At 63.7% G+C, this 25,567-nt stretch carries 27 protein-coding genes; 21 read left to right on the top strand and 6 right to left on the bottom strand.

What is annotated here, in order from left to right:
* Nucleotides 1–20: 20 nt before the first annotated feature.
* The 5 genes from V1479_RS15375 to V1479_RS15355 all read left to right on the top strand — a co-directional run bounded on the left by V1479_RS15375 (nt 21) and on the right by V1479_RS15355 (nt 3,639).
* Nucleotides 21–599, top strand: a complete 579-nt coding sequence (locus tag V1479_RS15375) for a tyrosine phosphatase family protein (RefSeq protein WP_368803689.1) — start codon at nt 21–23, stop codon at nt 597–599.
* A 66-nt stretch (nt 600–665) separates the two neighbouring features.
* Entirely contained in the window at nt 666–1,040 is a 375-nt protein-coding gene (locus V1479_RS15370) for a YkvA family protein (protein ID WP_368803943.1), read from the top strand.
* A gap of 252 nt (nt 1,041–1,292) precedes the next feature.
* Nucleotides 1,293–1,796 (top strand): invasion associated locus B family protein, encoded by a 504-nt coding sequence (locus tag V1479_RS15365; protein WP_368803688.1) that lies wholly within the window; start codon nt 1,293–1,295, stop codon nt 1,794–1,796.
* A 173-nt stretch (nt 1,797–1,969) separates the two neighbouring features.
* Entirely contained in the window at nt 1,970–3,202 is a 1,233-nt protein-coding gene (gene rlmN, locus V1479_RS15360; RefSeq protein ID WP_368803942.1) for a dual-specificity RNA methyltransferase RlmN, read from the top strand.
* Nucleotides 3,199–3,639 (top strand): hypothetical protein, encoded by a 441-nt coding sequence (locus V1479_RS15355; protein WP_368803687.1) that lies wholly within the window; start codon nt 3,199–3,201, stop codon nt 3,637–3,639. Before rlmN ends, V1479_RS15355 begins: the two co-directional genes overlap by 4 nt.
* 12 nt (nt 3,640–3,651) lie before the next feature.
* On the opposite strand, the gene V1479_RS15350 is transcribed toward V1479_RS15355, so the two are convergent.
* Entirely contained in the window at nt 3,652–4,284 is a 633-nt protein-coding gene (locus V1479_RS15350) for a LysE family translocator (protein WP_368803941.1), read from the bottom strand.
* 226 nt (nt 4,285–4,510) lie between these two features.
* Between V1479_RS15350 and V1479_RS15345 the strand changes: the two genes are divergently transcribed.
* The 4 genes from V1479_RS15345 to V1479_RS15330 all read left to right on the top strand — a co-directional run bounded on the left by V1479_RS15345 (nt 4,511) and on the right by V1479_RS15330 (nt 7,899).
* On the top strand, nt 4,511–5,635 hold the full coding sequence (locus V1479_RS15345; RefSeq protein ID WP_173189226.1) for a TRAP transporter substrate-binding protein: 1,125 nt from the start codon (nt 4,511–4,513) through the stop codon (nt 5,633–5,635).
* An 81-nt stretch (nt 5,636–5,716) separates the two neighbouring features.
* Entirely contained in the window at nt 5,717–6,337 is a 621-nt protein-coding gene (locus V1479_RS15340) for a TRAP transporter small permease subunit (RefSeq protein ID WP_173189224.1), read from the top strand.
* Nucleotides 6,334–7,686, top strand: a complete 1,353-nt coding sequence (locus tag V1479_RS15335) for a TRAP transporter large permease (RefSeq protein ID WP_173189222.1) — start codon at nt 6,334–6,336, stop codon at nt 7,684–7,686. The genes V1479_RS15340 and V1479_RS15335 overlap by 4 nt, the downstream gene beginning before the upstream one ends.
* Before the next feature lie 36 nt (nt 7,687–7,722).
* A complete protein-coding gene (locus V1479_RS15330; protein WP_368803686.1) occupies nt 7,723–7,899 on the top strand; it encodes a hypothetical protein in 177 nt (58 codons plus the stop codon).
* Nucleotides 7,900–7,903: 4 nt separating this feature from the next.
* Here the strand turns inward: V1479_RS15330 and V1479_RS15325 are convergent, their stop codons facing one another.
* Entirely contained in the window at nt 7,904–8,911 is a 1,008-nt protein-coding gene (locus tag V1479_RS15325) for a hypothetical protein (RefSeq protein ID WP_368803685.1), read from the bottom strand.
* 210 nt (nt 8,912–9,121) lie between these two features.
* On the opposite strand from V1479_RS15325, the gene V1479_RS15320 reads away from it, so the two are divergent.
* The gene (locus V1479_RS15320) at nt 9,122–10,345 is read left to right on the top strand and encodes an argininosuccinate synthase (RefSeq protein WP_368803684.1); all 1,224 of its coding nucleotides are present in this window, start codon (nt 9,122–9,124) and stop codon (nt 10,343–10,345) included.
* Nucleotides 10,346–10,388: 43 nt separating this feature from the next.
* Here the strand turns inward: V1479_RS15320 and V1479_RS15315 are convergent, their stop codons facing one another.
* Nucleotides 10,389–11,204, bottom strand: a complete 816-nt coding sequence (locus tag V1479_RS15315; RefSeq protein ID WP_368803683.1) for a lytic murein transglycosylase — start codon at nt 11,202–11,204, stop codon at nt 10,389–10,391.
* Nucleotides 11,205–11,356: 152 nt separating this feature from the next.
* Between V1479_RS15315 and V1479_RS15310 the strand changes: the two genes are divergently transcribed.
* From V1479_RS15310 to rpsP, 5 genes are all read left to right on the top strand, one after another.
* Nucleotides 11,357–12,601 carry a flavin monoamine oxidase family protein gene (locus tag V1479_RS15310; RefSeq protein WP_368803682.1) on the top strand — a complete coding sequence of 415 codons (1,245 nt, stop codon included), beginning with the start codon at nt 11,357–11,359 and terminating at the stop codon, nt 12,599–12,601.
* Nucleotides 12,602–12,722: 121 nt separating this feature from the next.
* Nucleotides 12,723–13,415 (top strand): DUF1236 domain-containing protein, encoded by a 693-nt coding sequence (locus V1479_RS15305; RefSeq protein WP_173189214.1) that lies wholly within the window; start codon nt 12,723–12,725, stop codon nt 13,413–13,415.
* Between the two features lie 304 nt (nt 13,416–13,719).
* Nucleotides 13,720–15,291: a signal recognition particle protein gene (gene ffh, locus V1479_RS15300; RefSeq protein WP_368803681.1), complete on the top strand. Its 1,572-nt coding sequence runs from the start codon at nt 13,720–13,722 to the stop codon at nt 15,289–15,291.
* A gap of 7 nt (nt 15,292–15,298) precedes the next feature.
* Nucleotides 15,299–15,619 carry a chorismate mutase gene (locus V1479_RS15295; protein ID WP_173189210.1) on the top strand — a complete coding sequence of 107 codons (321 nt, stop codon included), beginning with the start codon at nt 15,299–15,301 and terminating at the stop codon, nt 15,617–15,619.
* 42 nt (nt 15,620–15,661) lie between these two features.
* Nucleotides 15,662–16,090 carry a 30S ribosomal protein S16 gene (gene rpsP / locus V1479_RS15290; protein WP_368803680.1) on the top strand — a complete coding sequence of 143 codons (429 nt, stop codon included), beginning with the start codon at nt 15,662–15,664 and terminating at the stop codon, nt 16,088–16,090.
* Between the two features lie 77 nt (nt 16,091–16,167).
* Here rpsP and V1479_RS15285 read toward each other — a convergent pair whose 3' ends face one another.
* The 3 genes from V1479_RS15285 to V1479_RS15275 form a co-directional block, all read right to left on the bottom strand.
* A complete protein-coding gene (locus V1479_RS15285) occupies nt 16,168–17,547 on the bottom strand; it encodes an aspartate aminotransferase family protein (protein ID WP_368803679.1) in 1,380 nt (459 codons plus the stop codon).
* 19 nt (nt 17,548–17,566) lie between these two features.
* Nucleotides 17,567–19,060 (bottom strand): NAD-dependent succinate-semialdehyde dehydrogenase, encoded by a 1,494-nt coding sequence (locus tag V1479_RS15280; RefSeq protein ID WP_368803677.1) that lies wholly within the window; start codon nt 19,058–19,060, stop codon nt 17,567–17,569.
* Between the two features lie 131 nt (nt 19,061–19,191).
* Nucleotides 19,192–19,683, bottom strand: a complete 492-nt coding sequence (locus tag V1479_RS15275; RefSeq protein WP_368803676.1) for an Lrp/AsnC family transcriptional regulator — start codon at nt 19,681–19,683, stop codon at nt 19,192–19,194.
* 83 nt (nt 19,684–19,766) lie between these two features.
* On the opposite strand from V1479_RS15275, the gene ehuR reads away from it, so the two are divergent.
* From ehuR to eutA, 6 genes are all read left to right on the top strand, one after another.
* Entirely contained in the window at nt 19,767–21,152 is a 1,386-nt protein-coding gene (ehuR, locus tag V1479_RS15270; RefSeq protein WP_368803675.1) for a MocR-like ectoine utilization transcription factor EhuR, read from the top strand.
* 168 nt (nt 21,153–21,320) lie between these two features.
* The gene (locus V1479_RS15265) at nt 21,321–22,337 is read left to right on the top strand and encodes a TRAP transporter substrate-binding protein (RefSeq protein ID WP_368803674.1); all 1,017 of its coding nucleotides are present in this window, start codon (nt 21,321–21,323) and stop codon (nt 22,335–22,337) included.
* 75 nt (nt 22,338–22,412) lie between these two features.
* Entirely contained in the window at nt 22,413–22,991 is a 579-nt protein-coding gene (locus tag V1479_RS15260) for a TRAP transporter small permease (protein WP_368803673.1), read from the top strand.
* 10 nt (nt 22,992–23,001) lie between these two features.
* Entirely contained in the window at nt 23,002–24,285 is a 1,284-nt protein-coding gene (locus V1479_RS15255) for a TRAP transporter large permease (protein ID WP_173189196.1), read from the top strand.
* A 26-nt stretch (nt 24,286–24,311) separates the two neighbouring features.
* A complete protein-coding gene (locus tag V1479_RS15250; RefSeq protein ID WP_368803672.1) occupies nt 24,312–24,752 on the top strand; it encodes a universal stress protein in 441 nt (146 codons plus the stop codon).
* Between the two features lie 7 nt (nt 24,753–24,759).
* On the top strand, nt 24,760–25,560 hold the full coding sequence (gene eutA / locus V1479_RS15245; protein WP_438620568.1) for an ectoine utilization protein EutA: 801 nt from the start codon (nt 24,760–24,762) through the stop codon (nt 25,558–25,560).
* Nucleotides 25,561–25,567: the final 7 nt, after the last annotated feature.

The raw sequence follows: 25,567 nt of genomic DNA, 5'->3' as shown, positions 1-25,567 counted from the left end.
CCAGCGACAGGTGCCGAGCCATGATCCCTGCTTCCATCTCCATTCTGACGATCTGCGGCATCGACGAACTGCCCGCCCAGGGTTCGCGCTCGGTCTCGCATGTGCTCTCGGTGCTCGATCCTGGCCGCGCCGAGATCGATGCCTTCGCCGCCTATGGCGACCATCATCGCACGACGCTGCACTTTCACGATATCATCGACTCGGCCGCCGGCATGGTGATGCCGGCCCGCGAACATGTGGAAGCGATCCTCGATTTCGGGACGGGGCTACGCGGCTGGCGCGGCGAAGGCCCGAACGGCCATCTGCTGGTGCACTGCCATATGGGCATATCGCGCTCCACCGCTGCGATGCTCACGCTGATGGCGCAGACCGAGCCGGACACCGACGAGGATGTCCTCTTCGCCCGCCTGCGCGAGATCAGGTCTCAGGCGTGGCCGAATTCGGTCATGGTCGGCATGGCTGACGACATGCTGGGGCGCGAAGGCCGGCTGGTCGCGGCCCTGCGCCGCCATTACGGCCATCAGGTGCAGGCCCGCCCGGAATTCGCAGAGTGGATCAGGACCATCGGACGCGCCCGCGAAGTGGAGATGGCGGCCTGACCGAGCGGGGCGGCTCTTGCAACGCCAGATAAGACCGCCCATCTCAAGGCTATGAGCAAGAGCGTCATCAGCCAGACCAAGGTCGGAGAGATCCTCAAGCCGGTTTCCGCCGATGAAGACCGGCAGCGGGAACGGCGCGTGCGCGAGAATTTCTGGCGCACGGCACGGCGCGCTGCGCGGCATATCCCGTTCATGGAAGACGTGGTGGCGAGCTACTATGCGGCCACCGACCGCAATACGCCGACGAGAGTGCGCGGCATCCTGCTGGCCGCGCTTGCCTACTTCGTGATGCCGGTCGACATGATCCCGGACTTCCTGATCGGCTTCGGCTTTACCGACGATCTTGCAGTGCTGACCGCAGCCGTCACGGCCATCCAGGGGCACATCAAGCCCACGCATCGCGCGGCGGCCCGCGAGGCGCTGGAGCGGGAACTGGACTGATCTTTCCAGTCGGATCAAGTCAAACTCTCGCCGCTTTTCCCCTTTTCAAAACAGTGCAAGGGATGAGGCAGCCAGGTCACGGGCCTGCAATGGGTTCGTGTGGCAGTCGGGTGGCAAAGTTGCGGGGCGCTGCGGATCGGTGCGGTTCACGCTTTGGTAACCCTGATTAAATTAACATGAAGCGATTGGAACCTGATTTGGAACCAGTTCGAACACCCGTACACGACCACGCACAGGGATAACGCTACGACGATGCGCGGAACAATATTGACAATCTCCTGCCTCGCCATGCTGGCGGCGGCAACGCCGGCGCTAGCCCAATCGGCAACCAAGATCGGCCAGCACAATGCCTGGGGCACCTATTCCTACCAGGCCAACAACGGCAAGGTCTGTTACGTGCTGACGGTGCCCACCGAAAAGCAGCCCGCCAGCCTCGATCACGGCGACATCTATTTCTTCGTCAGCCAGAAGCCGGGGCAGAACGTGTCCTACGAGCCCCAGTTCATCGCCTCCTACGACTTCCAGTCGAATTCGAAGGTGCAGGTGACAATCGGCGACAAGAACTATTCGATGTTCACGCGTGGCAAGTCGGCCTGGATGGAAAACGCCGCAGAGGAACCGCAGCTCATCGCTTCGATGCGTGCCGGCGCCGACATGCGGATTCAGGCCACGTCCGGGCGCGGCAACGCGACCAGCTATACGTTCTCGCTGCGCGGCATTACCGCAGCACTCAACTCGATCCAGAACTGCCAGTAGCGGGCAGAACGGGATTCGAAAGGCCGGGCCATGCGCCCGGCCTTTTCGTTTGCAGCCCTGGCCGCCTTGGCGAACGGCATGAAGCGCCTGCCCCCGTGACGTGGCGGGCTTCTTCTGCTATGTCGCGCCCAACACTGGCGCGCGGCCACGGCCGCCACTATCTCTTTCCGATCATGACACTGACGCTCGACCTCACCTCTGCGCAGACCCGCGCCGCTCTCGGCGCCAACGCGCGCACGCCCGAAAAGCCCTCGCTCGTCGGCCTCAGCCGCGAGGAGATGGCCGAGGCCCTGGCCGTCGCCGGCATCCCGGAGCGTCAGCGTCGCATGCGTGTGCAGCAGCTCTGGCACTGGCTCTACGTGCGCGGCGTTTCCGATTTCTCGCAGATGTTCAACATCTCGAAGGACCTGCGGGCCGAACTCGACCGCCATTTCACGGTAGCCCGGCCAGAAGTCGTCGAAGAGCAGATTTCGAACGACGGCACCCGCAAATGGCTCTTCCGCTTTCCGCCGCGCGGCGCCGGGCGCCCTGTCGAGGTTGAAACGGTATACATTCCCGAGGAAGGGCGCGGCACGCTGTGCATCTCGAGCCAGGTCGGTTGTACGCTCACCTGCTCGTTCTGCCACACCGGCACCCAGAAGCTCGTGCGCAATCTCACCGCCGAGGAAATCCTCGCGCAGTTGCTGACCGCACGGGACCGTCTGGGCGATTTTCCGGAGCGTGATACGCCCGACGGCGCGATCGTCCCGGCCGAGGGCCGCAAGGTCTCCAACATCGTCATGATGGGCATGGGCGAACCGCTCTACAATTTCGAGAATGTCAAAAAGGCGTTGCTGATTGCATCAGACGGCGATGGCCTCTCGCTTTCGAAGCGGCGCATCACGCTGTCGACCTCCGGCGTGGTTCCCGAGATCGCGCGCACCGGCGAAGAGATCGGCGTGATGCTTGCAATTTCGCTGCATGCCGTGCGCGATGACCTGCGCGACATGCTGGTGCCGATCAACAAGAAGTATCCGCTCGAAGCGCTGATGGACGCCTGCCGCAACTATCCGGGCCTCTCCAACGCGCGCCGCATCACCTTCGAATATGTGATGCTGCGGGACGTCAACGATTCGCTGGACGACGCGAAGGAACTGGTGCGGTTGCTGCGCGGCATCCCCGCCAAGATCAACCTGATCCCCTTCAACCCGTGGCCGGGCACCAACTACCAGTGCTCCGAATGGGAAACGATCGAGAAATTTGCCGACTACATCAACCAGGCCGGCTATGCATCGCCGATCCGCACCCCGCGCGGGCGCGACATCCTGGCCGCCTGCGGCCAGCTCAAGTCGGAATCGGAGCGCATGCGCAAATCCGAGCGCCTTGCGCTCGAAGCGATGATGATCGCCGGACACGGCGAAGCGTGAGCCGCGTACTGGGCTATCTCTGGCGCTTCGCAGTCATCATCGTTGGCTTTGCCTTTGCCGCATTTGTCGCAAGCGCGTTCGGCGCGGTTTTACTTGCCGGAAGCGGAGAACCGGACAGCCCGCTGCCCGTGCTGGACGGGCCCTTTTACCTGATGGTGTCCGTGCTGGCCGCCCTGTTCGCCTACCATGCCTTTGCGCCGGCTCTGGCAGCAATCCTGGTCGCCGAGCTTCTTGGCCGCCGCGACTGGCTGTTTCACGCGCTTGCGGGTGCCGGCGTGGCAGCCGCCGCCGCTCTGCTGGCCTGGGAGCATAGCGTTCCCGTTTCGAGCGCCGACACGTGGCCGCTCCTGATCATGGTTGCTTGCGGCCTGGTGGCCGGAATCGCCTACTGGGCCGTGGCGGGACGCTCTTCGGGCGTCTGGCTGCACGGTCGCTGAACCGCGCCGCTGCTATCGGGCCGAGGCGGTCAGTATCCGCAGCGCGAAGGCCGAGAATATCCCCGCGAAAAGATAGTCGACGACGCGCATGACGCGCGGCATGCGCTTGAGCACGGAGGCAAAGCTGTCTGCCGCAAGCACCATCGGCACGGTGACCGGCAAGGAGATCGGGATGAAGAGCAGACCCAGGAAGAGAAGCTTCTGCGGCGCATAAGGATCGGTTGCCGAGACGAATTGCGGCAGGAAGGTCATGAAGAACAGCAGGATCTTCGGATTGAGCAGGTTGATGGCGATGCCCATCGCCCAGTTGCCCGCCAGCGACCGCCGCGGCCCCGCGGCCTTTTCCGGCGAGAACGCCGCACCCTTGCGGATCGCCTGCACCGCCAGCCAGATCAGGTAGCCTGCCCCGAATATCTTGAGCGCGAGGAAGGCCTGCGGCGAAGCCACGATCAGCGCCGAGAGCCCCAGTGAAACAAGCAGCGTGTGAACGAGAATGCCGCTCATCGCGCCCGCCATGCAGGCAAGGCCCGCCGCGCGGCCCTGCGAAAGCGTCCGGCCCACGAACAGCGTCATGTCGGGACCGGGCGTGATCGCAATGATGAGCGTGGCGAGCGCGAACTGCGCGATGATCGCGAACTCCGGAATCTATGCCATCGGCAGGGCTTCTTCTTTTGGGCGACGTTGAGCCTTGCTGATAGCGCATTTGGCAATGCATGCGCCAGGATCACGAAAGCGCCCTCGACTGGGGCAGCGCTACCTCTGAAATCACACGAGTCGAAAACGGTTGCAACAGCAACAAGATGTCATAATATATGCAGGCTGAATTCACAAAAAATATAAGTTTCAGCTTATTTGGGAGGAGATAGATAGAATGAGTGAAGCTGCGATTTCTCGCCGCAGGTTTCTGCGCAATTCGACCCTGGGTGCGGGTGCTGCCGCTGCAGCAACCACACTGGCCGCGCCTGCTGTGCTGGCGCAGGCGCCGGTACTGTTGCGCATGCAATCGTCCTGGCCGTCTTCCGACGTGTTCCAGGAGATGGCGCAACAATATGTCGAGCGCGTCGAGATGATGTCCGGCGGCCGGCTGAAGATCGACTTGCTGCCTGCCGGCGCGGTCGTCGGCGCGTTCCAGGTGCAGGACGCCTGCCATGACGGCGTCCTCGACGCCGCGCACGACGTTCCGGTCTACTGGTACGGCAAGAACAAGGCTGCCTCGCTCTTCGGCACCGGTCCGGTCTTCGGCGCCGATGCCACGCAGATGATTGCCTGGATGTATCATGGCGGCGGAAACGAGCTCTATCGCGAGCTGACCCAAGACATTCTCGGTCTCAATGTCGTCGGCTTCTTTGCATTCGGCATGCCGGCCCAGCCGCTCGGCTGGTTCAAGAACCCCATCGAGAGCGCCGACCAGCTCGCCGGCCTCAAATACCGCACGGTCGGCCTCGCCGCCGACCTGTTCCAGGCGATGGGCTGCGCCGTCGCGCAGTTGCCGGGCGGCGAAATCGTGCCAGCGATGGAGCGCGGCGTCATCGACGCGTTCGAGTTCAACAACCCGACCTCCGACATGCGTTTCGGCGCGCAGGACGTGGCCAAGAACTACATGCTCGCCTCCTACCATCAGGCGTCGGAATCGTTCGAGTTCATCTTCAACAAGGACAAGTTCGAGAGCCTCGACGACGACCTGCAGGCGATTCTGAAATACGCCGTTGAATCGGTGCATTTGTCGAACACCGCGCTGGCGATGGACCAGTACTCCAGCGATCTCGCAAAGCTGCAGAACGAGTCCGGCGTTAACGTCATGCGCACGCCGGACGACGTCCTCAAGGCGCAGCTCGCTGCCTGGGACCAGATCCTGCCGCCGCTGATGGAAGATGAATTCTTCGCCAAGGTTGTGGAGAGCCAGAAGGCGTGGTGCGAGCGGGTGGTATTCTACACCCTCCAGAATGCACCCGACTACAGGCTCGCCTACCAGCACTACTTCCCGGGCAAGATCTGATCGTCCGGAAGCGTCACGCATGAATGAACGGGGCGGTTTGGCTGCCCCGTTCTCAGCGTCCTAGGTGCGGTGAAGGACAGTATGGAACGCTATATTCGACTGGCGGACAAGCTTTCTGCATGGTTCGGTAAGGCTTTCGCCTGGTGCGTGATGGTGATGACCCTCGGCGTCGGCTACGAGGTCTTCGCGCGCTATCTCTTCAACAGGCCCACGGCCTGGGCCTTTGATCTCACCTACATGATGTATGGCACCATGTTCATGATGGCGGGCGCCTACGCGCTGTCGCGCGACGCGCATGTCCGCGGCGACTTCGTCTATCGCCTCTGGTCGATCCGCACGCAGGCCACCGTCGAACTGGTGCTCTACTTCATCTTCTTCTTTCCCGGCGTGCTGGCGCTCGTATTCGCCGGCTGGCGTTATGCCGGCCGCTCATGGCGTTACCTCGAGGTCAGCGTGATGAGCCCGGCAAACATACCGATCTATCAATTCAAGAGCGTCATCGTCGCCGCCGGCGTGCTGCTGGTCATCCAGGGCATCGCCCAGGTGTTCCGCTGCATCCTGGCGATCCGCACCGGCGAGTGGCTGAAGCCCGATGACGACGTGGAGGAACTGGAAGCCGTGCTGCAGAAGGAAGGACTTTCGGCCATCGCGCATGGCAGCGAAGCAATAGACGTGGTCGAGCCGAGGGAGCCGCGTCGATGACCGATCCGCAAATCGCGATCCTGATGCTGGGTCTGTTCATCTTCATCATCATGCTCGGCTTCCCCATTGCCTTCACGCTGATGGCGATGGGCATCGGCTTCGGCTACTACGCCTATTTCGATGCCGATCGCATGCGGCACATCTTCGACAACCGCGTGTTCGATCTGTTCGTCAACCAGACCTATTCGGTCATGGCGAACGACGTGCTGACGGCGATCCCGCTCTTCCTGTTCATGGGGTACATCGTCGAACGCGCCAACATCGTCGACAGGCTGTTCGAGACACTGAGCGTCGCCACACGCCGCTTGCCCGGCTCGATGGCGGTTGCGGCGCTCATCACCTGCGCGCTGTTCGCAACCGCGACCGGCATCGTCGGCGCGGTCGTCACGCTGATGGGCCTGCTTGCCTTCCCCGCGATGCTCAAGGCGCGCTACGATTCCCGTTTCGCGTCGGGCGTCATCTGCGCCGGCGGCACGCTCGGCATTCTCATTCCGCCTTCGATCATGCTGATCGTCTATGCGGCGTCGTCCGGCGTATCGATCGTCCGGCTTTATGCCGGGGCGCTCCTGCCGGGCTTTCTGCTGGCCGGGTCCTATCTCGTCTACATCATCATCCGGGCCACGCTGCAGCCAAACCTTGCGCCGCGCCCGCCTCAGAGCGACGAAAAGGTGCCGGTTACTCACATCCTGTGGATGATGCTGACATCGTTCTTCCCGCTGGCTATCCTGATCCTGTCGGTGCTGGGAGCGATCCTCTTCGGGCTTGCAACCCCTTCGGAAGCGGCCGCCATCGGCGCTCTGGGCGGGCTGCTGCTTGCAGCCGCCTATCGGGCACTAACCTGGGCGCGGCTGCAGGAATCCGTCTATCTGACCGTACGCACGACAGCGATGGTGTGCTGGCTGTTCGTCGGATCGTGGGTCTTCGCCTCGGTGTTCTCCTATCTTGGCGGCGAGCAGGTTGTCCGCGAGTTCGTCGAAGGCCTGTCGCTGACCCCGTTGCAGTTCCTGCTGCTCGCGCAGCTCATCATCTTCCTGCTCGGCTGGCCGCTCGAATGGTCGGAGATCATCATCATCTTCGTGCCGATATTCCTGCCGCTGCTGCCGCTGTTCGACATCGATCCGCTGTTCTTCGGTATCCTGATCGCGCTGAACCTCCAGACATCGTTCCTTACGCCGCCGATGGCGATGTCGGCTTACTACCTCAAAGGTATTGCGCCGCCGCATGTGAAGCTGACGGAGATTTTCTCCGGCTCACTGCCCTATGTGGCGATGGTGTTCCTGACGATGATCGTGGTCTACAACGTGCCAGCCATCATCTACTGGCTGCCGCAGTTGATGTATGGCCGCTAGCAGGTCTGGCGCGATGTGGAAGGCAAGGAGAAGAAAATGACAGCGGACCGCATGATGGCGGCAATCGCCTTCCTGTTCTTCGCGGGCTTCCTGGGCGTGATCGTCGTCTCGGTTGCGCACCCCATGCTGATCGTCGTCGCGTTGATCGGCATCGCGTTGGCGGCCTACGATTTCGGAACGCAGCTCGCCAGAAGGCGTTCAGCCCGGCGCTAGAGCCTCAATCGCGGCCTTGCCGCAGCGCTTGCGGGTCGAAATCGCCCGCCTCTTCGGGAAGCTCGCCCTTCAGCGCGTAGGACCAGCCGTCCCAGCGCCAGACGAGACCGGTGCCCGGGGTTCCGGCCGGCAGCGTGACGACGTCGGGCCAGCCATGGGAAAGCGAGTTCTGGTCGAGATACAGGAGCACGTTCTCCGTATCGTAGACTGTTTGCCACGCGGTTTCCGCCGCTTGCTCGTCCTCGCCACCCTCTGCCGACCCTGCGGGCTTCGGCGCGAAGCCGGTTATGTTGCAGCCGGACAGACCGTAATACCATGATGAACCGCACAGCCGGGCAAACAGCACGCGCCTGCCGTCGTCCAGTTCCACCATCGCCACGTCCAGCTTCGGTTGCGATGCGGTCGCTTGCGCGAATGCGGCGATATCGGCTGCGCGCAGCGTCCTGGCGAGATTGATGTACGAGGAAAAGGGCGTGAAGGTCACCGGCTGATAGGCCGACATGTCGCGCAGGCTGCATCGTTCCTGAGCACTGGTGATGGCAAGCTTCGATCCGCGCAGCGAAAAGACCAGCGGCGCAGCCTCCTCACCCGAAGTCGCCGCCGGCGCCAGTTCCAGCCGCGAGCCGTTCTTGAGCGGCTCAAGCGCCTCCCTCGGCAGCCTTGCCGTCAGCAGATTGCCGTCCGCTCGCATATCGAGTTCGTACCGCTGACTGCCGATCGAGATCTTTGCAGATCCCGACTTGGCATTCGCGTCTTCGCCCAGATCTAGCACCAGAGACCAGCGCTGCGCCTCGCAGGAAAGCGTGGCGGACACCACTTCGCCGGTGCTCGGCGCGGGCAGCGTCGCGCGCGCCAGCGTCTCGTCCGCCACCCAGCGGTCCGGCTGCTGTGCCATGGCGGGCTGCCAGGCAATCGCAACGGCCAGCGCCGCGCAGGACAGTGCCAGTCGTCGGCGCCACGCATTGCCGGCCAGCCCCTGCATACGCGCAACGCCGCCTGCTTGATACGACAAGTCTTCCTTCCCCTCTTCAACGCATAGAATCAGCCCCGGCAAGTCTATCGATGGCAAAACGGGCGGCAAGACACCGCCATCTCACAATCGGATGAACGGCTTGGGGGCCGATTGCGCCAGCGCGCTTGCCCGGCCCGGCATTCCTGATAAAAGTGCCGCCGATCCTCGCGTGGCGGCCTGCCGCCGCGCATGAAACGAACCGGGGGCGATATGTCCAAACTGAAAGACGTCAAGAAGGTGGTGCTGGCCTATTCGGGCGGCCTCGATACCTCGATCATCCTGAAGTGGCTGCAGACCGAGCTTGGCGCGGAGGTCGTGACCTTCACCGCGGACCTCGGCCAGGGCGAGGAGCTGGAGCCGGCACGCAAGAAGGCCGAGATGCTCGGCATCAAGGAGATTTACATCGAGGACGTCCGCGAGGAGTTCGTGCGCGACTTCGTCTTCCCGATGTTCCGCGCCAACGCGCAATATGAGGGGCTGTACCTGCTCGGCACGTCGATTGCGCGCCCACTGATCTCCAAGCGTCTCGTCGAGATCGCAGAGGAGACGGGCGCCGACGCCATTGCGCACGGCGCCACCGGCAAGGGCAACGACCAGGTCCGCTTCGAGCTTTCGGCCTATGCGCTCAATCCCGACATCAAGGTGATCGCGCCGTGGCGCGACTGGACCTTCAAGTCGCGCACCGACCTGATCAACTTCGCCGAACAGCACCAGATTCCAGTCGCCAAGGACAAGAAGGGCGAGGCACCATTCTCCGTCGACGCCAATCTTCTGCACTCCTCTTCGGAAGGCAAGGTTCTTGAAGACCCGTGGCAGGAGCCGCCCGAATATGTCCACATGCGCACAATTTCGCCGATGGACGCGCCCGACACGCCCACCGAGCTCGTCATTTCCTTCCGCAAGGGTGATGCCGTCGCGATCGACGGCAAGGAATTCTCTCCAGCGACCCTGCTGGCAAAGCTCAACGATCTCGGTCGCGACAACGGCATCGGCCGGCTCGATCTCGTCGAGAACCGCTTCGTCGGCATGAAGTCGCGCGGCGTCTACGAGACGCCGGGCGGCACGATCCTGCTGCAGGCGCACCGCGCCATCGAATCCATCACGCTCGACCGCGGTGCCGCGCACCTCAAGGACGAGTTGATGCCGCGCTATGCCGAGCTGATCTACAATGGCTTCTGGTTCTCGCCCGAGCGCGAGATGCTGCAGGCTTTGATCGACAGAAGCCAGGATGATGTCGAGGGAGAGGTGCGCCTCAAGCTCTACAAGGGCAATGTCATCGTCACGGGCCGTCGTTCGCCGAAGTCGCTTTATTCCGACGCGCTCGTGACCTTCGAGGACGATCGGGGCGCCTACGATCAGAAGGACGCCGAAGGCTTCATCCGTCTGAACGCGCTGCGGCTGCGCACGCTCGCTGCCCGCAAGCGCAAGAGCTGAGCGACTTCCCTCCCTCGCGCGAGGGAAGGAAATCAACAATAGGTCAGCCGTCGATATCGGCCGCCATGATGGCGATTGCCTGCTGGTAGACGCTGGCGGCGTTCCAGCCCTGGATCGCACGATAGTTCGCCTGGCCGGGCTGGTAGCCACCGCCCGGCCGCCATCCATGGCCGCGCAGGAAGTTGGCGGTCGAGTGAAGCGCATCGGCCTTGCTGCGGATCAGGTCGATGCGACCGTCGCCGTCACCGTCAACGCCGAACTTGACGACGTTTTCCGGCAGGAACTGCGTCTGGCCGACTTCGCCATGAGCCGCACCGATGGAATCGGCCCGCAGCGAGCCGCGATCCACGAGCTGCAGCGCGGCATGGAGCTGTCTGGTGAAGAACTCCGAGCGCCGGCAGTCATATGCAAGCGTCGCAACCGCCGAGACGATGTTCTGGTTGCCCATGAAGCCGCCGAAATTCGTCTCCATGCCCCAGATTGCGAGTAGCACGCCGGGCGGCACGCCGTAGCGGCTTTCGATGCTGGCAAAAAGCTGCGCGTTCTGCTGCTTGAGCTGGCGTCCCTTGCGCACGATCGCCGGCGCCCCGCGGCGCTGCATGAACTGGTCGAGCGAGAGCTTGAAGCTCTTCTGGCCCCGATCCGCCTTGATCGTGGCGTTGTTGTAGCGGGTGCCTTCAAGCGCCGCGAGAGCGCGCTGCCCCGCACCGCGGGCCGCCGCCTGCTGACGGAACTCCGCTTTCCAGGTGTTGAAGCCGTTGGCATTGTTGCCGCATTGCTGCGCATGCGCGACGCCGCCTGACAGCGCCAGAGCCAGCATCAACACAGCCAGCACCTTGCCCTTAGCTTTGGCCGCCATTCGTTTCTCCTTGATAGAACGATTCTACGTTGCCAGCGACTTTGCCAGCCTGACGGCGCCTTGTCACCTGCACAGCTAAGTTCTCGCGAAATGCAAAACGCTGGCGCAGGGCGCTGAACTTCAATAACCTGCCATTATTACCGGAGCCTTACATGGAGGGGGCTGTGGGCGATGTCGATGTGGTGATCGTCGGCGCGGGCTCTGCCGGACTGGCCGCCGCCAGACGGTTGCGAGCGGCCGGCAAGAGCGTCACGGTGCTGGAGGCCATGGACCGCATCGGCGGACGCGCCTTCACGTCGAGCGAACATTTCGGCATTCCTTTCGACATCGGCTGCGCCTGGCTTCACGCAGCCGACCGCAACCCGTACTTCCAGGAAGCGCAGGACGCCGGATGGACCCTGTTCCATCACGACATGGCGCTGGATCGGCTTTATTTCGACGACCGGGCTGCCAGCGTCGCCGAAGTCGAGGCTGTCAAGGCCGCCGACCTGGAGATGCAGGCGCTCATCGAGGCCCACGCGGCACCGGAAGACCGCCTCTCATCGTTGCTGCGGCAAGGCCACGCGCTGCGCGCCGCGACCACGTTCTCCGGGCCGATGGACTTCGGCAAGGACGACGACGAGATTTCAATCGCCGACTTCAAGGCCGCCGCCTGCCTCGACCCCAACTATTTCACCCGCGAGGGCTTCGGCGCGCTCGTCGCCCGCTTTGGCGCGGACATATCCGTCGAGCTGTCGACGCCGGTACGCAACATTCGCTGGGGCGGTCCGGGTGTTGCCGTCGGCACCGACCGTGGCACCATACGTGCCCGCGCCGTGATCGTGACCGCTTCTCCGGCGGTGCTGGCCTTCGATGAGATCGAATTCCTGCCGGGCCTGCCGCCCGGTCACCGCGAAGCGATCTTCGACCTGCCGATGGGCATGCTGACCAAGATCCCTGTCGAGATCAGCGGCGGCCGCTTCGGATTGAGCCCGTTCGATGACCTTCTGATCGAAGGTCATGCCCGCCACGACCTCTTCTTTCTGTGCTTTCCGTTCGACATCGACCTCATGGTTGGTTTCGTCGGCGGCGATTTTGCCTGGGAAATGGAAGCGGCGGGCGAGGATGCGGGCGTTGACTACGTCGTGCACCGGCTCTGCGCGATCTTCGGCAACGATGCGCGCAAATATGTCGGGCGCACGACGATGACGCGCTGGAGCGGCGAGCGCTATGTACGCGGCGCATATGCAGCGGCCCGGCCCGGCAAGTCCGCCGCGCGCGCGACCCTGTCCGCACCTGTCGGCGAACGCATCTGGTTCGCCGGCGAACATCTGGCGGGGCCGCTCATCCAGACATGCGGCGGCGCCCGTCTTTCAGGCGAAGATGTGGCCGACAAGGTCATCGCCCACCTTTCCTGACTTCATATCCGGCAAAGCGCCGTAGGGAATCGTGATCCCGGTGCGGTCACGATTTTGGAACGTTGCAGTTCCTGGCTCGTTGTTGCCGCCGAAGGGGAAAACCTCAAAAAGGAACATCGCTATGAAATCTCGTCTTTTTCTGTCGGTAGCAGCCGGCGCGCTTCTGGCCTCCGCTTCCCTGGCTGCGGCTCAGACATCCGTCGTTGCGACCACCGACCTCAACGTCCGCTCCGGCCCCGGCCCCCAGTATCCGGTGGTGGGCGCTATTGCAGTCGATGACCAGGCAACGCTCAATGGCTGCATCGAGGGCAGCAAATGGTGTGAAGTGAGCTACGGAGACCTCTCCGGCTGGGCTTACTCCGACTATCTGATCGCCGACAATTCCGGCGTGGAAGTCATCGTCACCGAGCGCCCGGCCGAAATGCAGGTTCCGGTTGCAGTCTATGAGCGCCCCGCTGAACCTGCGCCTGCCGATGGCGGTACCGTGGGTGGCGTAACCGGTGGTGTGACCGGCGCGATCGCCGGTGCGATCATCGGCGGCCCGGTCGGCGCGGCGGTTGGCGGTATAGCCGGCGCGGCTGGCGGCGGCGTAACGGGCAGCATCATCGACCCCGCTCCGCAGGTCCGCACCTACGTCGAGGAGAATCCCGTGGAGCCGGTCTATCTGGAAGGCGAGGTCGTGGTAGGTGCTACACTGCCCGAGACCGTCGAGGTTCGTGAAATTCCGGACTACGAGTATCGCTATGTCTATGTGAACGGACAGCCGGTCCTCGTCGAACCCGGTACGAACCGCGTCGTCTACATCGTGCGCTAATTGCACGAACCACCAATGGGATATTGGGCCGCCCGCTTTGCGAAAGCAGGCGGCCCTTCCCGTTTCAAGGCATTCTCCTTGACTCCGAAGCACTTTTCCTGTCTAGAGCGCGCTGAAATCAGCGACGAGTGACAACTCCGAGCCGCCGACCGGGGCGAAACCTGCTCAAAGCAGGCTGATCCCGGAGGTCAACACCCGGCAGCGCGATGCGCCCCCGGGTGCTTTTCGGTTTTGGCGTTTGGCATGTCGAAGCACAGGCACTACCTCTCTGGCGAACGAAAAAGTCAGGGAACGGGAAAAGCGGATGTTTGAGAGCCTACAGGAAAGACTCGGTTCGATATTGAACGGCCTCACCGGCCGCGGCGCGCTGTCGGAGGCCGATGTCTCGGCAGCGCTGCGCGAGGTGCGTCGTGCGCTGATCGAGGCCGACGTCGCGCTCGAGGTCGTCCGCTCCTTCGTCGACAAGGTGCGCGAGAAGGCCGTCGGCGCCGAGGTGCTGAAGTCGATCAAGCCCGGCCAGATGGTCGTCAAGATCGTCCACGACGAACTCGTCGAGATGCTCGGCGCCGAAGGCGCGACCATCGACCTCAACGCGCCCGCCCCGGTCGTCATCATGATGGTCGGCCTGCAGGGCTCGGGCAAGACCACCACCACCGGCAAGATCGCCAAGCGGCTGACCGAGCGCCAGGGCAAGAAGGTCCTGATGGCGTCGCTCGACACGCGCCGCCCCGCCGCGCAGGAACAGCTTCGCCAGATCGGAGAGCAGACGGGCGTCGCGACGCTGCCCATCATCGCCGGCCAGACCCCCGTCGACATCGCGCGCCGCGCCGTGCAGGCGGGCAAGCTCGGCGGCCACGACGTGGTCATCCTCGACACCGCCGGCCGCACGCATATCGACGAGCCGCTGATGGTCGAGATGGCGGATATCCGCAAGGTCTCGAACCCGCACGAAATCCTGCTCGTCGCCGACTCGCTGACCGGTCAGGACGCCGTCAACCTCGCCCGCAACTTCGATGAGCGCGTCGGCCTTACCGGCCTCGTCCTGACCCGCATGGACGGCGATGGTCGCGGCGGCGCAGCACTGTCGATACGCGCGGTGACCGGCAAGCCGGTCAAGCTCATCGGCACCGGCGAAAAGATGGATGCGCTGGAGGAGTTCCACCCCAAGCGCATAGCCGACCGCATCCTCGGCATGGGCGACATCGTCTCGCTCGTGGAGAGGGCAGCCGAAACCATCGACGCGGAAAAGGCCGCGGCGATGGCGAAGAAGATGCAGTCGGGCAAGTTCGACCTGAACGACCTCGCAGACCAGCTTCGCCAGATGCAGAAGATGGGCGGCATGGGCGGCATCATGGGCATGATGCCCGGCATGGGCAAAATGAAGGACCAGATTGCCGCCGCGAGCCTCGACGACAAGATGTTCGGCCGCCAGATCGCCATCATCCAGTCGATGACGAAAGCCGAGCGCGCCAATCCCGACCTGCTCAAACATTCGCGCAAGAAGCGCATCGCGGCCGGCTCGGGCACCGACGCGGCGCAGATCAACAAGCTTCTGAAAATGCACCGCCAGATGGCCGACATGATGAAGGCCATGGGCGGCAAGGGTAAGGGCGGCGGGATGATGCGCGGCTTGATGGGCGGCATGGCCAACAAGATGGGCCTCGGCGGCATGATGCCGGGCGGCGGCATGCCCGACCTGTCGAAGATGGATCCCAAGCAGCTCGAAGCCCTGCAGAAGCAGGCGGAAGCCGCCGGTCTTGGTGGCGGCATGCCGAAAGGTCTGCCGGGCGGTCTGCCCGGCCTTCCGGGTGGAGGACTGCCGGGCCTTCCAGGCGGCATGAAGCTTCCGGGGCTGCCCGGCGGCAAGAAGAAGTGAGGCGAGGATGAACGACGCGACACCCATGGACGCCGCCCGCGCGCAGCTTGCCGAATACCGCGCCTCGATCGACAACATCGATGCGGCGCTGATCCACATGCTTGCCGAGCGCTTCCGCTGCACCAAGGCGGTCGGCGTTCTCAAGGCGAAGCACGACCTGCCGCCGGCCGACCCTGCGCGCGAGAGCCAGCAGATCGCGCGCCTTCGTCAGCTTGCTCACGATGCAAACCTCGACCCCGATTTCGCAGAGAAGTTCCTGAACTTCGTCATCCGCGAGGTCATCCGCCACCACGAGGCGATCGCCTCCGGTGCGGATGCCGAAACCTGAAATCAACGGAACGCCACAGGCCAAAACTTTAGGAGAAATGACATGGCACTGAAAATCCGTCTTGCCCGCGCGGGCTCCAAGAAGCGTCCCTACTACCACGTCGTCGTTGCCGACGTCCGTTCGCCCCGCGACGGCCGTTTCATCGAGCAGATCGGTTCCTGGAACCCGATGCTGCCCAAGGACGGCGAGCGCGTGAAGCTCGACGAGGAACGCATCAAGCATTGGCTCGCCAATGGCGCGCTGCCGACCGACCGCGTCGCCCGCTTCCTTGACGAAGCCGGCCTCGCCAAGCGCGACGCACGCAACAACCCGAGCAAGGCGCAGCCCGGCAAGAAGGCGCAGGAGCGCGTCGCAGCCGCCAAGCAGGCAGAGGAAGCCGCCGCCGCAAAGGCCGCGGAAGAGGCCGCTGCTGCTGCCGAAGCCGCCGCCGCTCCGGCCGAGGAAGCAGCTTCGGAAGAAGCCGCTTCCTGATCGCGGTTTTCACTGCTGCATAAGCAAATGGCGGGCCTCGGCCCGCCATTTTTATTATCTGGTGATTGAACCTGGGTTCAGCCCTGGTCGAACACGCTCTTGACCGCCTCGGCAGTCTTGGCAACCACGATGTCGGCTTCCTCGCGCGTCAGGCAGAGCGGCGGCGCGAAGCCCAGTATGTCGCCCTGCGGCATGGCCCGGCCGATGACGCCGCGATCGAGCAGCGCGGCTGCAACCTGCGGCCCGATTTTCCGCGACGCATCGAAGAACTTGCGATCGTCGCGATCCTCGACGAACTCTATCGCCGCCATCAGCCCGTCGCCGCGCACCTCGCCGACATTCGCGTGCCCGCCGACCGCATCCGCAAGCGCGGCCCGGAAATAGGCCCCCGTCTCTCCGGCATTGGTGACGAGATCGAGTTCATCGATCAGTTCCAGATTGGCGACGCCCGCCGCCGCGCAGATCGGATGCGCCGAGTAGGTCCAGCCATGGCCGAGCGAACCCAGCTTGTCCGATCCGTCGACCAGCACCTTCCAGACACGATCACCGACAATCACACCGGAGAGCGGCGCATAGGCCGAGGTGAGGCCCTTGGCGATGGTGATGAGGTCGGGCTTCATCCCGTAATGGTCGGAACCGAACGTGGTGCCCAGCCGGCCAAAGCCGGTGACGACCTCGTCGGCGACCAGCAGCACATCGTACTTCTTCAGCACTGCCTGGATCTTCTCCCAGTAGCCGGCCGGCGGCGGCACGATGCCGCCCGTACCGAGGATCGGCTCGCCAATGAAGGCAGCAACCGTGTCCGGGCCCTCGGCGAGGATCATTTCCTCGAGCTTGTCTGCGCAATGCTGTGAAAACTGCTCCTCCGACATCGAGCGGTCCTCGCGCCGGAAATAATACGGCGCCTCGGTGTGCAGGATCGGCGCGCGCGGCAGGTCGAAAGCATTGTGGAAGAGTTCGAGCCCGGTCAGCGAGCCGGTCATGACGCCGGAACCGTGATAACCGCGCCAGCGCGAGATGATCTTCTTCTTCTCAGGCCGCCCCAGCACGTTGTTGTAGTACCAGATTAGCTTGATGTTGGTCTCGTTGGCGTCGGACCCGGAAAGGCCGAAATAGACGCGGCTCATGCCTTCCGGCGCCCGGTCGATGATCATCTTGGCGAGCCGGATCGACGCTTCCGTGCCATGACCGACATAGGCGTGATAGTATGCGAGTTCCTTCGCCTGCTCCGCGATCGCATCGGCAATCTTCTGGCGACCGTAGCCGACATTGACACAGTAGAGGCCGGCAAAGGCGTCGAGGCTCGTCTTGCCGTTCGCATCGGTGATGTAGACGCCCTCGCCGCCGGCGATCACGCGGTTGGGAGCTTCTCCCCGCGCATGCATGCCCATATGGGTGGAGGGATGGAAGAAATGGTCGCGGTCCCAGGCTGCGAGTTCGTTGGAGCGGTTGAGCATTGTCTTTCTTCCTTCTTCTTCAGGCTGCGTCGAGGCAGAGATATTTGAGTTCGGTAAAGGCTTCGAGCCCGTGGCGGGAGCCTTCGCGGCCGAGGCCGGACTGCTTGACGCCACCGAACGGCACCGGCGCTCCGGTGATCTTGACCCGGTTGATCGCGACCATTCCATAGTCGAGCGCCCTGCCCATGCGAAGCTGGCGCGCGCCGTTCTCGGTCACGACATAGGCCACGAGCCCGTATTCGGTCGCGTTGGCGCGGGCCACAACCTCGGCTTCGGTGTCAAACGGCGTCACCGCCGCAACGGGGCCGAAGGTCTCCTCGCGCATGATCGCGGCGCTATCGGGAACGTCGACCAGCAGCGTCGGACGATAGAAAAGCGACCCGGCTTGATCGCGCTCGCCGCCTGAAAGCAGTCGCGCGCCGTTTTCCAGCGCGTCCGCCACCTGTTCCTCGACCTTGCGCACCGCGCGCTCATGCATCAGCGGGCCGATCTCGACGCCCTGCTCGAGACCGTGCCCAACCTTGAGCGCGTCGATCCGCGCTGCATACGCCTCGCAGAAACGCCCGTATATCGAGCGCTGCACATAGATGCGGTTGGCGGCAAGGCAGTCCTGACCCGAGGTCGCGAACTTCGCATCCACTGCGATCCGCACCGCCTTGTCGATGTCGGCATCGTCGAAGATCACCAGCGGCGCATGGCCACCGAGCTCCAGCACGAGCCGTTTCATCGTCGGCGCGCATTGGCTCGCGATCAGCCGTCCGATCTCCGTCGATCCGGTAAAGCTCAGCGCCCGGACGCGCATATCGGCGCATAGTGCGCCAACGATCGTCGCAGCATCGCCGGTAACGATGTTGAATACGCCGGCGGGCAGGCCTGCGCGTTCGCCCAGCTCCGCCAGCGCGAGCGCCGAAAGCGGTGTCTCGGAAGACGGGTGCGCGACGACCGTGCAACCGGCGGCCAGAGCAGCGGCGGCCTTCCGCGTCAGCATTGCCGACGGGAAGTTCCAGGGTGTCACCAGTCCAACGACGCCCAGCGGCTCGCGTCGCACCATCATCTCCGCGCCGGGCAGGTGGCTGGTCACGCTCTCGGCGTTCACGCGCCGGGCCTCCTCCCCGTACCACTCGACGAAGGAGGCGGCGTAGTCGATCTCGCCAAGAGATTCCTGCAGGGGCTTGCCCTGTTCGAGCGTCATCAGCAGGGCAAGGTCATCCCGTGCCGCTTTGATCAGGTCGAACCACGTTCGCAGCACTGCTGCCCGCTCCTGCGGCAGCTTCGCCTGCCAGACGGACAACGCCGCAGATGCCGCGTCGATCGCGCGGCCGGTTTCCGCTTCGCCAAGCGATGCAACCCATGCCAGGCTTTCACCAGTGGCGGGGTCCGTGACCTCGAACGTCTCGCCGGCATCCCCCGCCGTCCAGTGGCCATCAACATAAGCGAGTTCCCGGTGAAGCCGACGGTCGGCCAGACTGTCGAGTGCGTCGTGACGCAATGTGGGAGCAAAACGGGCGGACATGGTCGAGCCTCTCGATAGGGTTCGACGGCAACGGTAGCCACGAAGAGGAAGAGAGTGAGACTGTTCCTGTGCCGCCGCGCAGACAGATCGTCTGTGTGGAACGACCAGAAGGAGAGATTCTCTCTACCCTGTCATGCCTCGGGCGGCAGCAACGTGGCCACCGGCAGCGCGATCTCCTCTTTCACCGTGCGGGTCACGATGTAGGTGAAATAGCGGTCGATGCCGATCTCGCGCTCCAGCATGGCATCGATGAAGCGCTGATAAGCGTCGATGTCGCGCGCGGCGACCTTGAGCATGTAATCGATGCCGCCGCCGACCGACCAGCAGGCGATGACTTCCGGGCTGCCACGCACCGCGCGTTCGAACCGGTCGAAGTCAGCCTGCCGGTGGCTCGCGAGCGTCACTTCGACGAGCACCGTCGCCACCGGTGCGACCAACCGCAGATCCACCTTGGCGTGATAGCCCGAGATGATGCCGGCCTTCTCAAGCCGCCGCAGCCGCATCCAGCACGGCGTCGGCGAAAGCCCCACCTTTTCCGCAAGCGCCAGCTTCGTGATCCGCCCGTCGCGCTGGATCGCGTCGAGGATCTTGAGGTCGATTGCGTCGAGTTTGGATGTGGTCATGGGGTGCGAGCCTGTTGCGGCGACACCATGATGGCGCGCGATTTCGATTGTCAATTGCACTGATTGTGTTCTCTAATGAAGTCATGACAATCTGGCGCCCCGATCCTGCCCTCATACGACGCCCTGCCTATCTGTCGCTTGCAGACCAGTTCGCGCGGGCGATCCATGACGGGCGGCTGGAAAACGGCACGCGCCTGCCCACGCACAGGCGGCTCGCGGACGAATTGCACCTCTCTGTGCAGACCGTCAGCCGCGCGTATGAGGAGCTGATCCGCCGCGGCCTGGTGGCAGGCGAAATCGGCCGCGGTACTTTCGTGCAGACGCGCAAGCCCGAGCCCGTCCCGCCCTATCTGCCCGAGCGGCTGGGAGAAGTGATCGATCTCTCGATCCTGAAACCCGTCTGCGAGACAATGCATCACGACAAGATGAAGCAGGCGCTCGGTTGGCTCGCCGAGAACCTGCCGGCCAGCGCGGCATTGTCTTTCCGCCCGAATGTCGTGTTTCCTCGCCATCGCGCCGCTGCGGTCGAGTGGCTGGGCCATTGCGGTCTGGAAACCTCGCAACTCAACGTCAGCGTGACGAACGGCGCGACCGCCGGCATGACAGTGGCGCTGATGGCCGCTGCTCCGCCCGGCTCCACCGTCGCAGCCGAGGCAATCGGCCACCATACGCTGGTGCCGCTCGCGACGTATCTTGGCTTCAACCTGGAAGGCCTCCCGATCGACGAAGACGGGCTGATACCGGATGCGCTCGACGAGCTTTGCAGGCACACCGACATCCGCGCCGTCTTCGTTCAGCCCTCGGTCATCAACCCGACCGCAACGCTGATGAGCAAGGCGCGCCGCGCCGCGATCGTCGAGGTGGCGCGACGGCACGACATCACCATCATCGAGAACGATGTGCTAGGTCCGCTGATCGAAGACCGCCCGCTGCCGCTCGCAGCACTCGCGCCGGAGCGCGCGCTCTACGTCACAAGCTTCACCAAGATCACCGTTCCGGGTCTCAGGATCGGTTATCTGGCGGCGCCCGACCGCTTCGTCGCCGCTGTTGCCAACCGCCACCTCGTCTCCAACTGGATGGCGACGCCGGTCGTTGCCGAGATCGCCACTAAATGGGTTCAGGACGGCACGGCGATGCAGCTTGTCGAGTGGCAGCGCGCGGCAATCCGCAAGCGCCACTCCATCGCCGCCGAGGTGCTGGCGGATGCACGGTTCCATTCACATGCTGAAAGCCTGCACATCTGGCTCCCACTGCCGCCCGGTCGCAGCGAGGAAAGCTTCGTTTCCCAGGCGCGGCTTCAAAACGTTGCGATAGCACCGGGCCTGTCCTTCCGCACTTCGGAGGCTCCTTGGGCGCCGGCCGTGCGAATCTCGCTCGGCTCGACCGACGAGGCAGAGTTGCGGACCGGTCTAGGCGTTGTCGCGAAACTTCTGCTCGCCGATCCCGAGCATCTTCTGCTCGCGATATAGGCGCTGTTGCCCGCCAATTGTGCGACTTAGCAATAATTGTCATGATATTATTTTCTGATTGACATGATTTACAATCTTCCCTGAAGTAAGGCCATGTCTCGATCGGCTCGCCGAGCGGGCGTTCCAAGCCGAACGGCATCAGACTCGGCCAAAACAAGGGGAACCTTCATGCGCAATCTTTCGAAGACCATTTCACGCGGCCTGCTTGCCGGCGTCGCGCTCGCGGTACTGCCGCTTTCCGCACATGCGGACGAGTGGCGCTACGCGTTCGAGGAAGCGTTGAACGAGGTCCAGGGCGTCTACGCGACCAAGTTCAAGGAATATATCGAGGAGAATTCGGATCACACCGTGACGCTGTTCCCGTTCGGCACGCTGGGCGAGTCGGCCGACATCATGGAACAGGCACAGGCCGGCATCCTGCAGTTCGTCGATCAGTCGCCGGGCTTCACCGGCGCCCTGATCCCCGAGGCGCAGGTCTTCTTCGTGCCCTACCTGCTGCCACAGGACGAGACGAAGCTGTTCGAGTTCTTCCGCACGTCCAAGGCGATCAACGAGATGTTCCCTGAGCTCTACGCCCAGCAGGGTCTCGAGCTGCTGACCATGTTCCCGGAAGGCGAGGTCTGCCTGACCACGCAGGAGCCGGTGAAGTCGCCGGCCGATCTCAACGAGGTCAAGTTCCGTGTCATGACCAACCCGCTTCTGGTCGAAGCCTATGCTGCCTGGGGCGCAACGCCAACGCCGCTGCCGTGGGGCGAGGTCTACGGCGCGCTGCAGACCGGCATCATCCAGGGCCAGGAAAACCCCGGCTTCTTCCTGGAATCGACCAAGATGTACGAGGTGACGAACGTCATCACCTGTCTCGGCCACAACAACTTCACGACGGCGATGATGGCCAACAAGGACTTCTTCGACGGCCTGGGCGCGGAAGACCAGGAACTGGTTCAGGCCGCGACCCAGTCGGCATTCGACTACATCCTGGATTACCAGAAGGGCCTCCAGGCGGAGTCGCTTGAGAAGATCAAGGAAGCCAAGCCCGACATGCAGATCAACATCCTCTCGGAGGAAGAGCGCAAGCCCTTCATGGAAGCCGCGGCGGAAGTCGAGAAGGAATTCATCGGTATGACCGGCGACGGCGGCAAGGCGATCCTTGACCAGATGAAGGCCGATCTCGCAGCGGTTGACTAGAGGCTCGTTGCGCGTCCGGGGCCTTGGCGCTCCGGGCGCGCCGCATTCCGTCCACTCTCGCCGTGGAGAATCGCCGTGAGCGACCAGACAGTCACCGGCACGCAGACTGAATCCAACCTGCCGGGCCTCCTCGGCGTGGTCGATACCGCGATCGCGCGCATCGAAGCCGTAATGCTTGCGGCCGGCGTGCTGCTCATGGCTGCGAACACCGTCGCCAATGTAATCGGCCGCTTCGTCCTGCAGAGCAGCATCTATTTTTCCGAGGAACTGAACTCGATCCTCATCGTGCTGATCACGTTCGCAGGCATCAGCTATGCCGCGCGGCACGGGCGCCATATCCGTATGTCGGCGATCTTCGACACGCTGCCGGCGCCCGCGCGCCGGGCCGCGATGGTCCTGATCGCCGTGGTCACTGCGATCTTCATGTTCGGCCTGTGCTGGTATGCCACCGGCTACGTCATCACGCTGGCCGGACGCGGCAGGCTTTTGCCTGCGCTGCAGATACCTGTGTGGTGGATGTACGTCTGGGTGCCTGTCGGCTTTTTCATGACCGGAGCGCAATACGCGCTCACTGCGGTGAAGAACCTGACCGAGAAGGACATATGGCTCTCGACTCTCGTGCTCGAGGGCTACGAGGAAGACAATCAGGTCTGAGGATCCCGACATGGCGCTCACCATCTTCCTCATCATGATCGTGCTGCTCCTCATCGGTTTTCCGATGATGATCCCGCTGATCGCTGCCGCCTTCGCTGGCTTCTTCGTGTTGTTCGGCGGCTTCGGGCAACTGGAGACCATGGTCCAGCAGATGCTGGCGGGCATCAGGCCCGCCTCGCTGATCGCGGTGCCGATGTTCATATTCGCCGCCGACATCATGACACGCGGCACGTCCGCCGGGCGACTGATCGACATGGTGATGGCGTTCGTGCGCCACATCCGCGGCGGCCTCGCCGTCTCCACCGCCGCCGCGTGCACCATGTTCGGCGCCGTTTCCGGCTCTACTCAGGCAACCGTCGTCGCCGTCGGCACCCCGCTGCGCCCGCGCATGCTGAAGGCCGGCTACAAGGACAGCTTCGTTCTGGCGCTGATCGTCAATTCGTCCGACATCGCCTTCCTGATCCCGCCATCGATCGGCATGATCATCTACGGCGTGGTGTCGGGCACCTCCATCGCCGAGCTATTTATCGCTGGCATAGGCCCCGGCCTTCTGATCCTGGCGATCTTCTCGATCTACGCGGTCATCTACGCGACGCGCCACAATGTGCCGACCGAGCCGAAGGCAAGCTGGGGCGAACGCGCGACGGCCGTCCAGCAGGCGCTGTGGCCGCTCGGCTTCCCCGCGATCATCGTCGGCGGCATCTATGGCGGCGTGTTCAGCCCCACCGAGGCAGCGGCGGCCTGTGTCCTGTACGCGCTGATCCTCGAACTGGTCATCTTCCGGACGATGGGCCTCAAGGAGGTCTATGCGACGGCGAAGTCGACGGGCCTGATCACGGCGGTCGTCTTCATCCTCGTTGGTGCGGGAGCTGCCTTCTCCTGGGTCATTTCGTTCGCACAGATTCCCCAGCAGATCCTCGAATCCGTCGGCATCGCCGACATGGGCCAGATCGGCGTCCTGTTCGTCATCTCGATTGCATTCTTCATCGGCTGCATGTTCGTCGACCCGATCGTGGTCATCCTCGTCCTTGTGCCGATCTTCGCACCGGTGGTGGATTCGGTCGGTCTCGATCCCGTGCTGGTCGGTACGATCATCACGCTGCAGGTTGCGATCGGTTCGGCGACCCCGCCCTTCGGGTGCGATATCTTCACCGCGATTGCGGTCTTCAAGCGCCCCTACTTCGAAGTCGTTCGCGGCACTCCGCCCTTCATCATCATGCTGCTGGGCGTGTCGGTGGCGCTTATCTTCTTCCCGCAGATCGCGCTGTTCCTGCGCGACCTGGCGTTCCGCTAGTAGGTAAAAGGAAGGGGGAAACGGCCATGTTCAACAAAATCCTGCTCCCGGTCGACGGCTCCGAGCCGGCCATGCGCGCGCTCGCAGTGGCGGCCGATGTCGCGGGCCGCTACGACGCCGAGATGGCCGTGATCTGCGTCTATCGACACCACAGCCCGCTGGAAAGTTCGCTGTCTATGGTGAGGGCTACCGATCCATCCCCGCCAGACAAGGCGCTCTCCGAGCATGCACGCGAGGTGGTGCGCGTCGCCGCCGAAGAACTGGGGCGGCTGGGCGCAAGCAAGGTGCGCACCATGGTCAAGCGCGGCCCGCCTGCGCGCACCATAGTGAACGTCGCTCGCGACGAGAATTTCGACCTGATCGTGCTCGGCAGCCGCGGGTTGGGAGATGTAGAAGGTTTCCTGCTGGGCAGCGTATCGCACAAGGTGACGAGCCTTGCCTCCTGCCCCTGCCTTACCGTGAAGTGAGCCACCAATGCGTTCGCAGTCTTCGATCGTCGAAAAGGCAGCACCGATCCGTCTTGCCGACGGACTGGTTTCGATCGACCCCGAGCCGATGGAAAGGCGGGTCGGGCTGATCATTCTCGCCACCGACCATACGACCGAGCCGGACTTCGCGCGCATGGTCGCCGGCCCTCGCATCGGCACTTATGTCGCGCGCATCGCCTATGCCAATCCGACGACGCCACAGAACCTGCGCGCGATGCAGCCGGCGCTGAGCGAAGCGGCTGCCCTGATCCTGCCGGACGAACCGCTCGATGCGATCTGCTATTCCTGCACCTCGGCCTCGGTCGTCATCGGCGATGCCGAGATCGAGCACGCCATCGCAGCCGGAAAGCCCGGCACGAAAGTGGTCACGCCCACAACTGCAGCGGTAGCCGGTCTGGCAGCGCTCGGCGCGCGCCGCATCAGCGTGCTTACGCCCTACACCGTCGAGACCAGCAGGCCGATGGCGGACTATTTTGCCGCGCACGGCTTCGACATTGCCAGCTTCACCTGCCTCGGCTACGAGGACGATCGCAAGATGGCGCGGATCGCATTGGATTCGATCGTGGAGGCGGCAAGGCAGGCCACTGCGCCCGACGCCGAGGCGCTGTTCATCTCCTGCACGGCGTTGCGTTCGGCCTCTGTCGCTGCCCGCATCGAGGATGCGATCGGCAGGCCGGTCGTCACCAGCAATCAGGCGACGGCATGGACATGCCTGCGCCTCTGCGGTGACGAAACCGCCAAACCCGAATACGGGCGTCTTATGACGCTGCCTTTGCCTACCCGCTGAGCCGCGC

The organism is Neoaquamicrobium sediminum, from assembly GCF_040970315.1.
In the GTDB taxonomy this organism is placed as follows: domain Bacteria; phylum Pseudomonadota; class Alphaproteobacteria; order Rhizobiales; family Rhizobiaceae; genus Aerobium; species Aerobium sediminum.
Note: the sequence above shows the minus strand (reverse complement) of the source record. Positions and strands in the feature narration are given on the sequence as shown.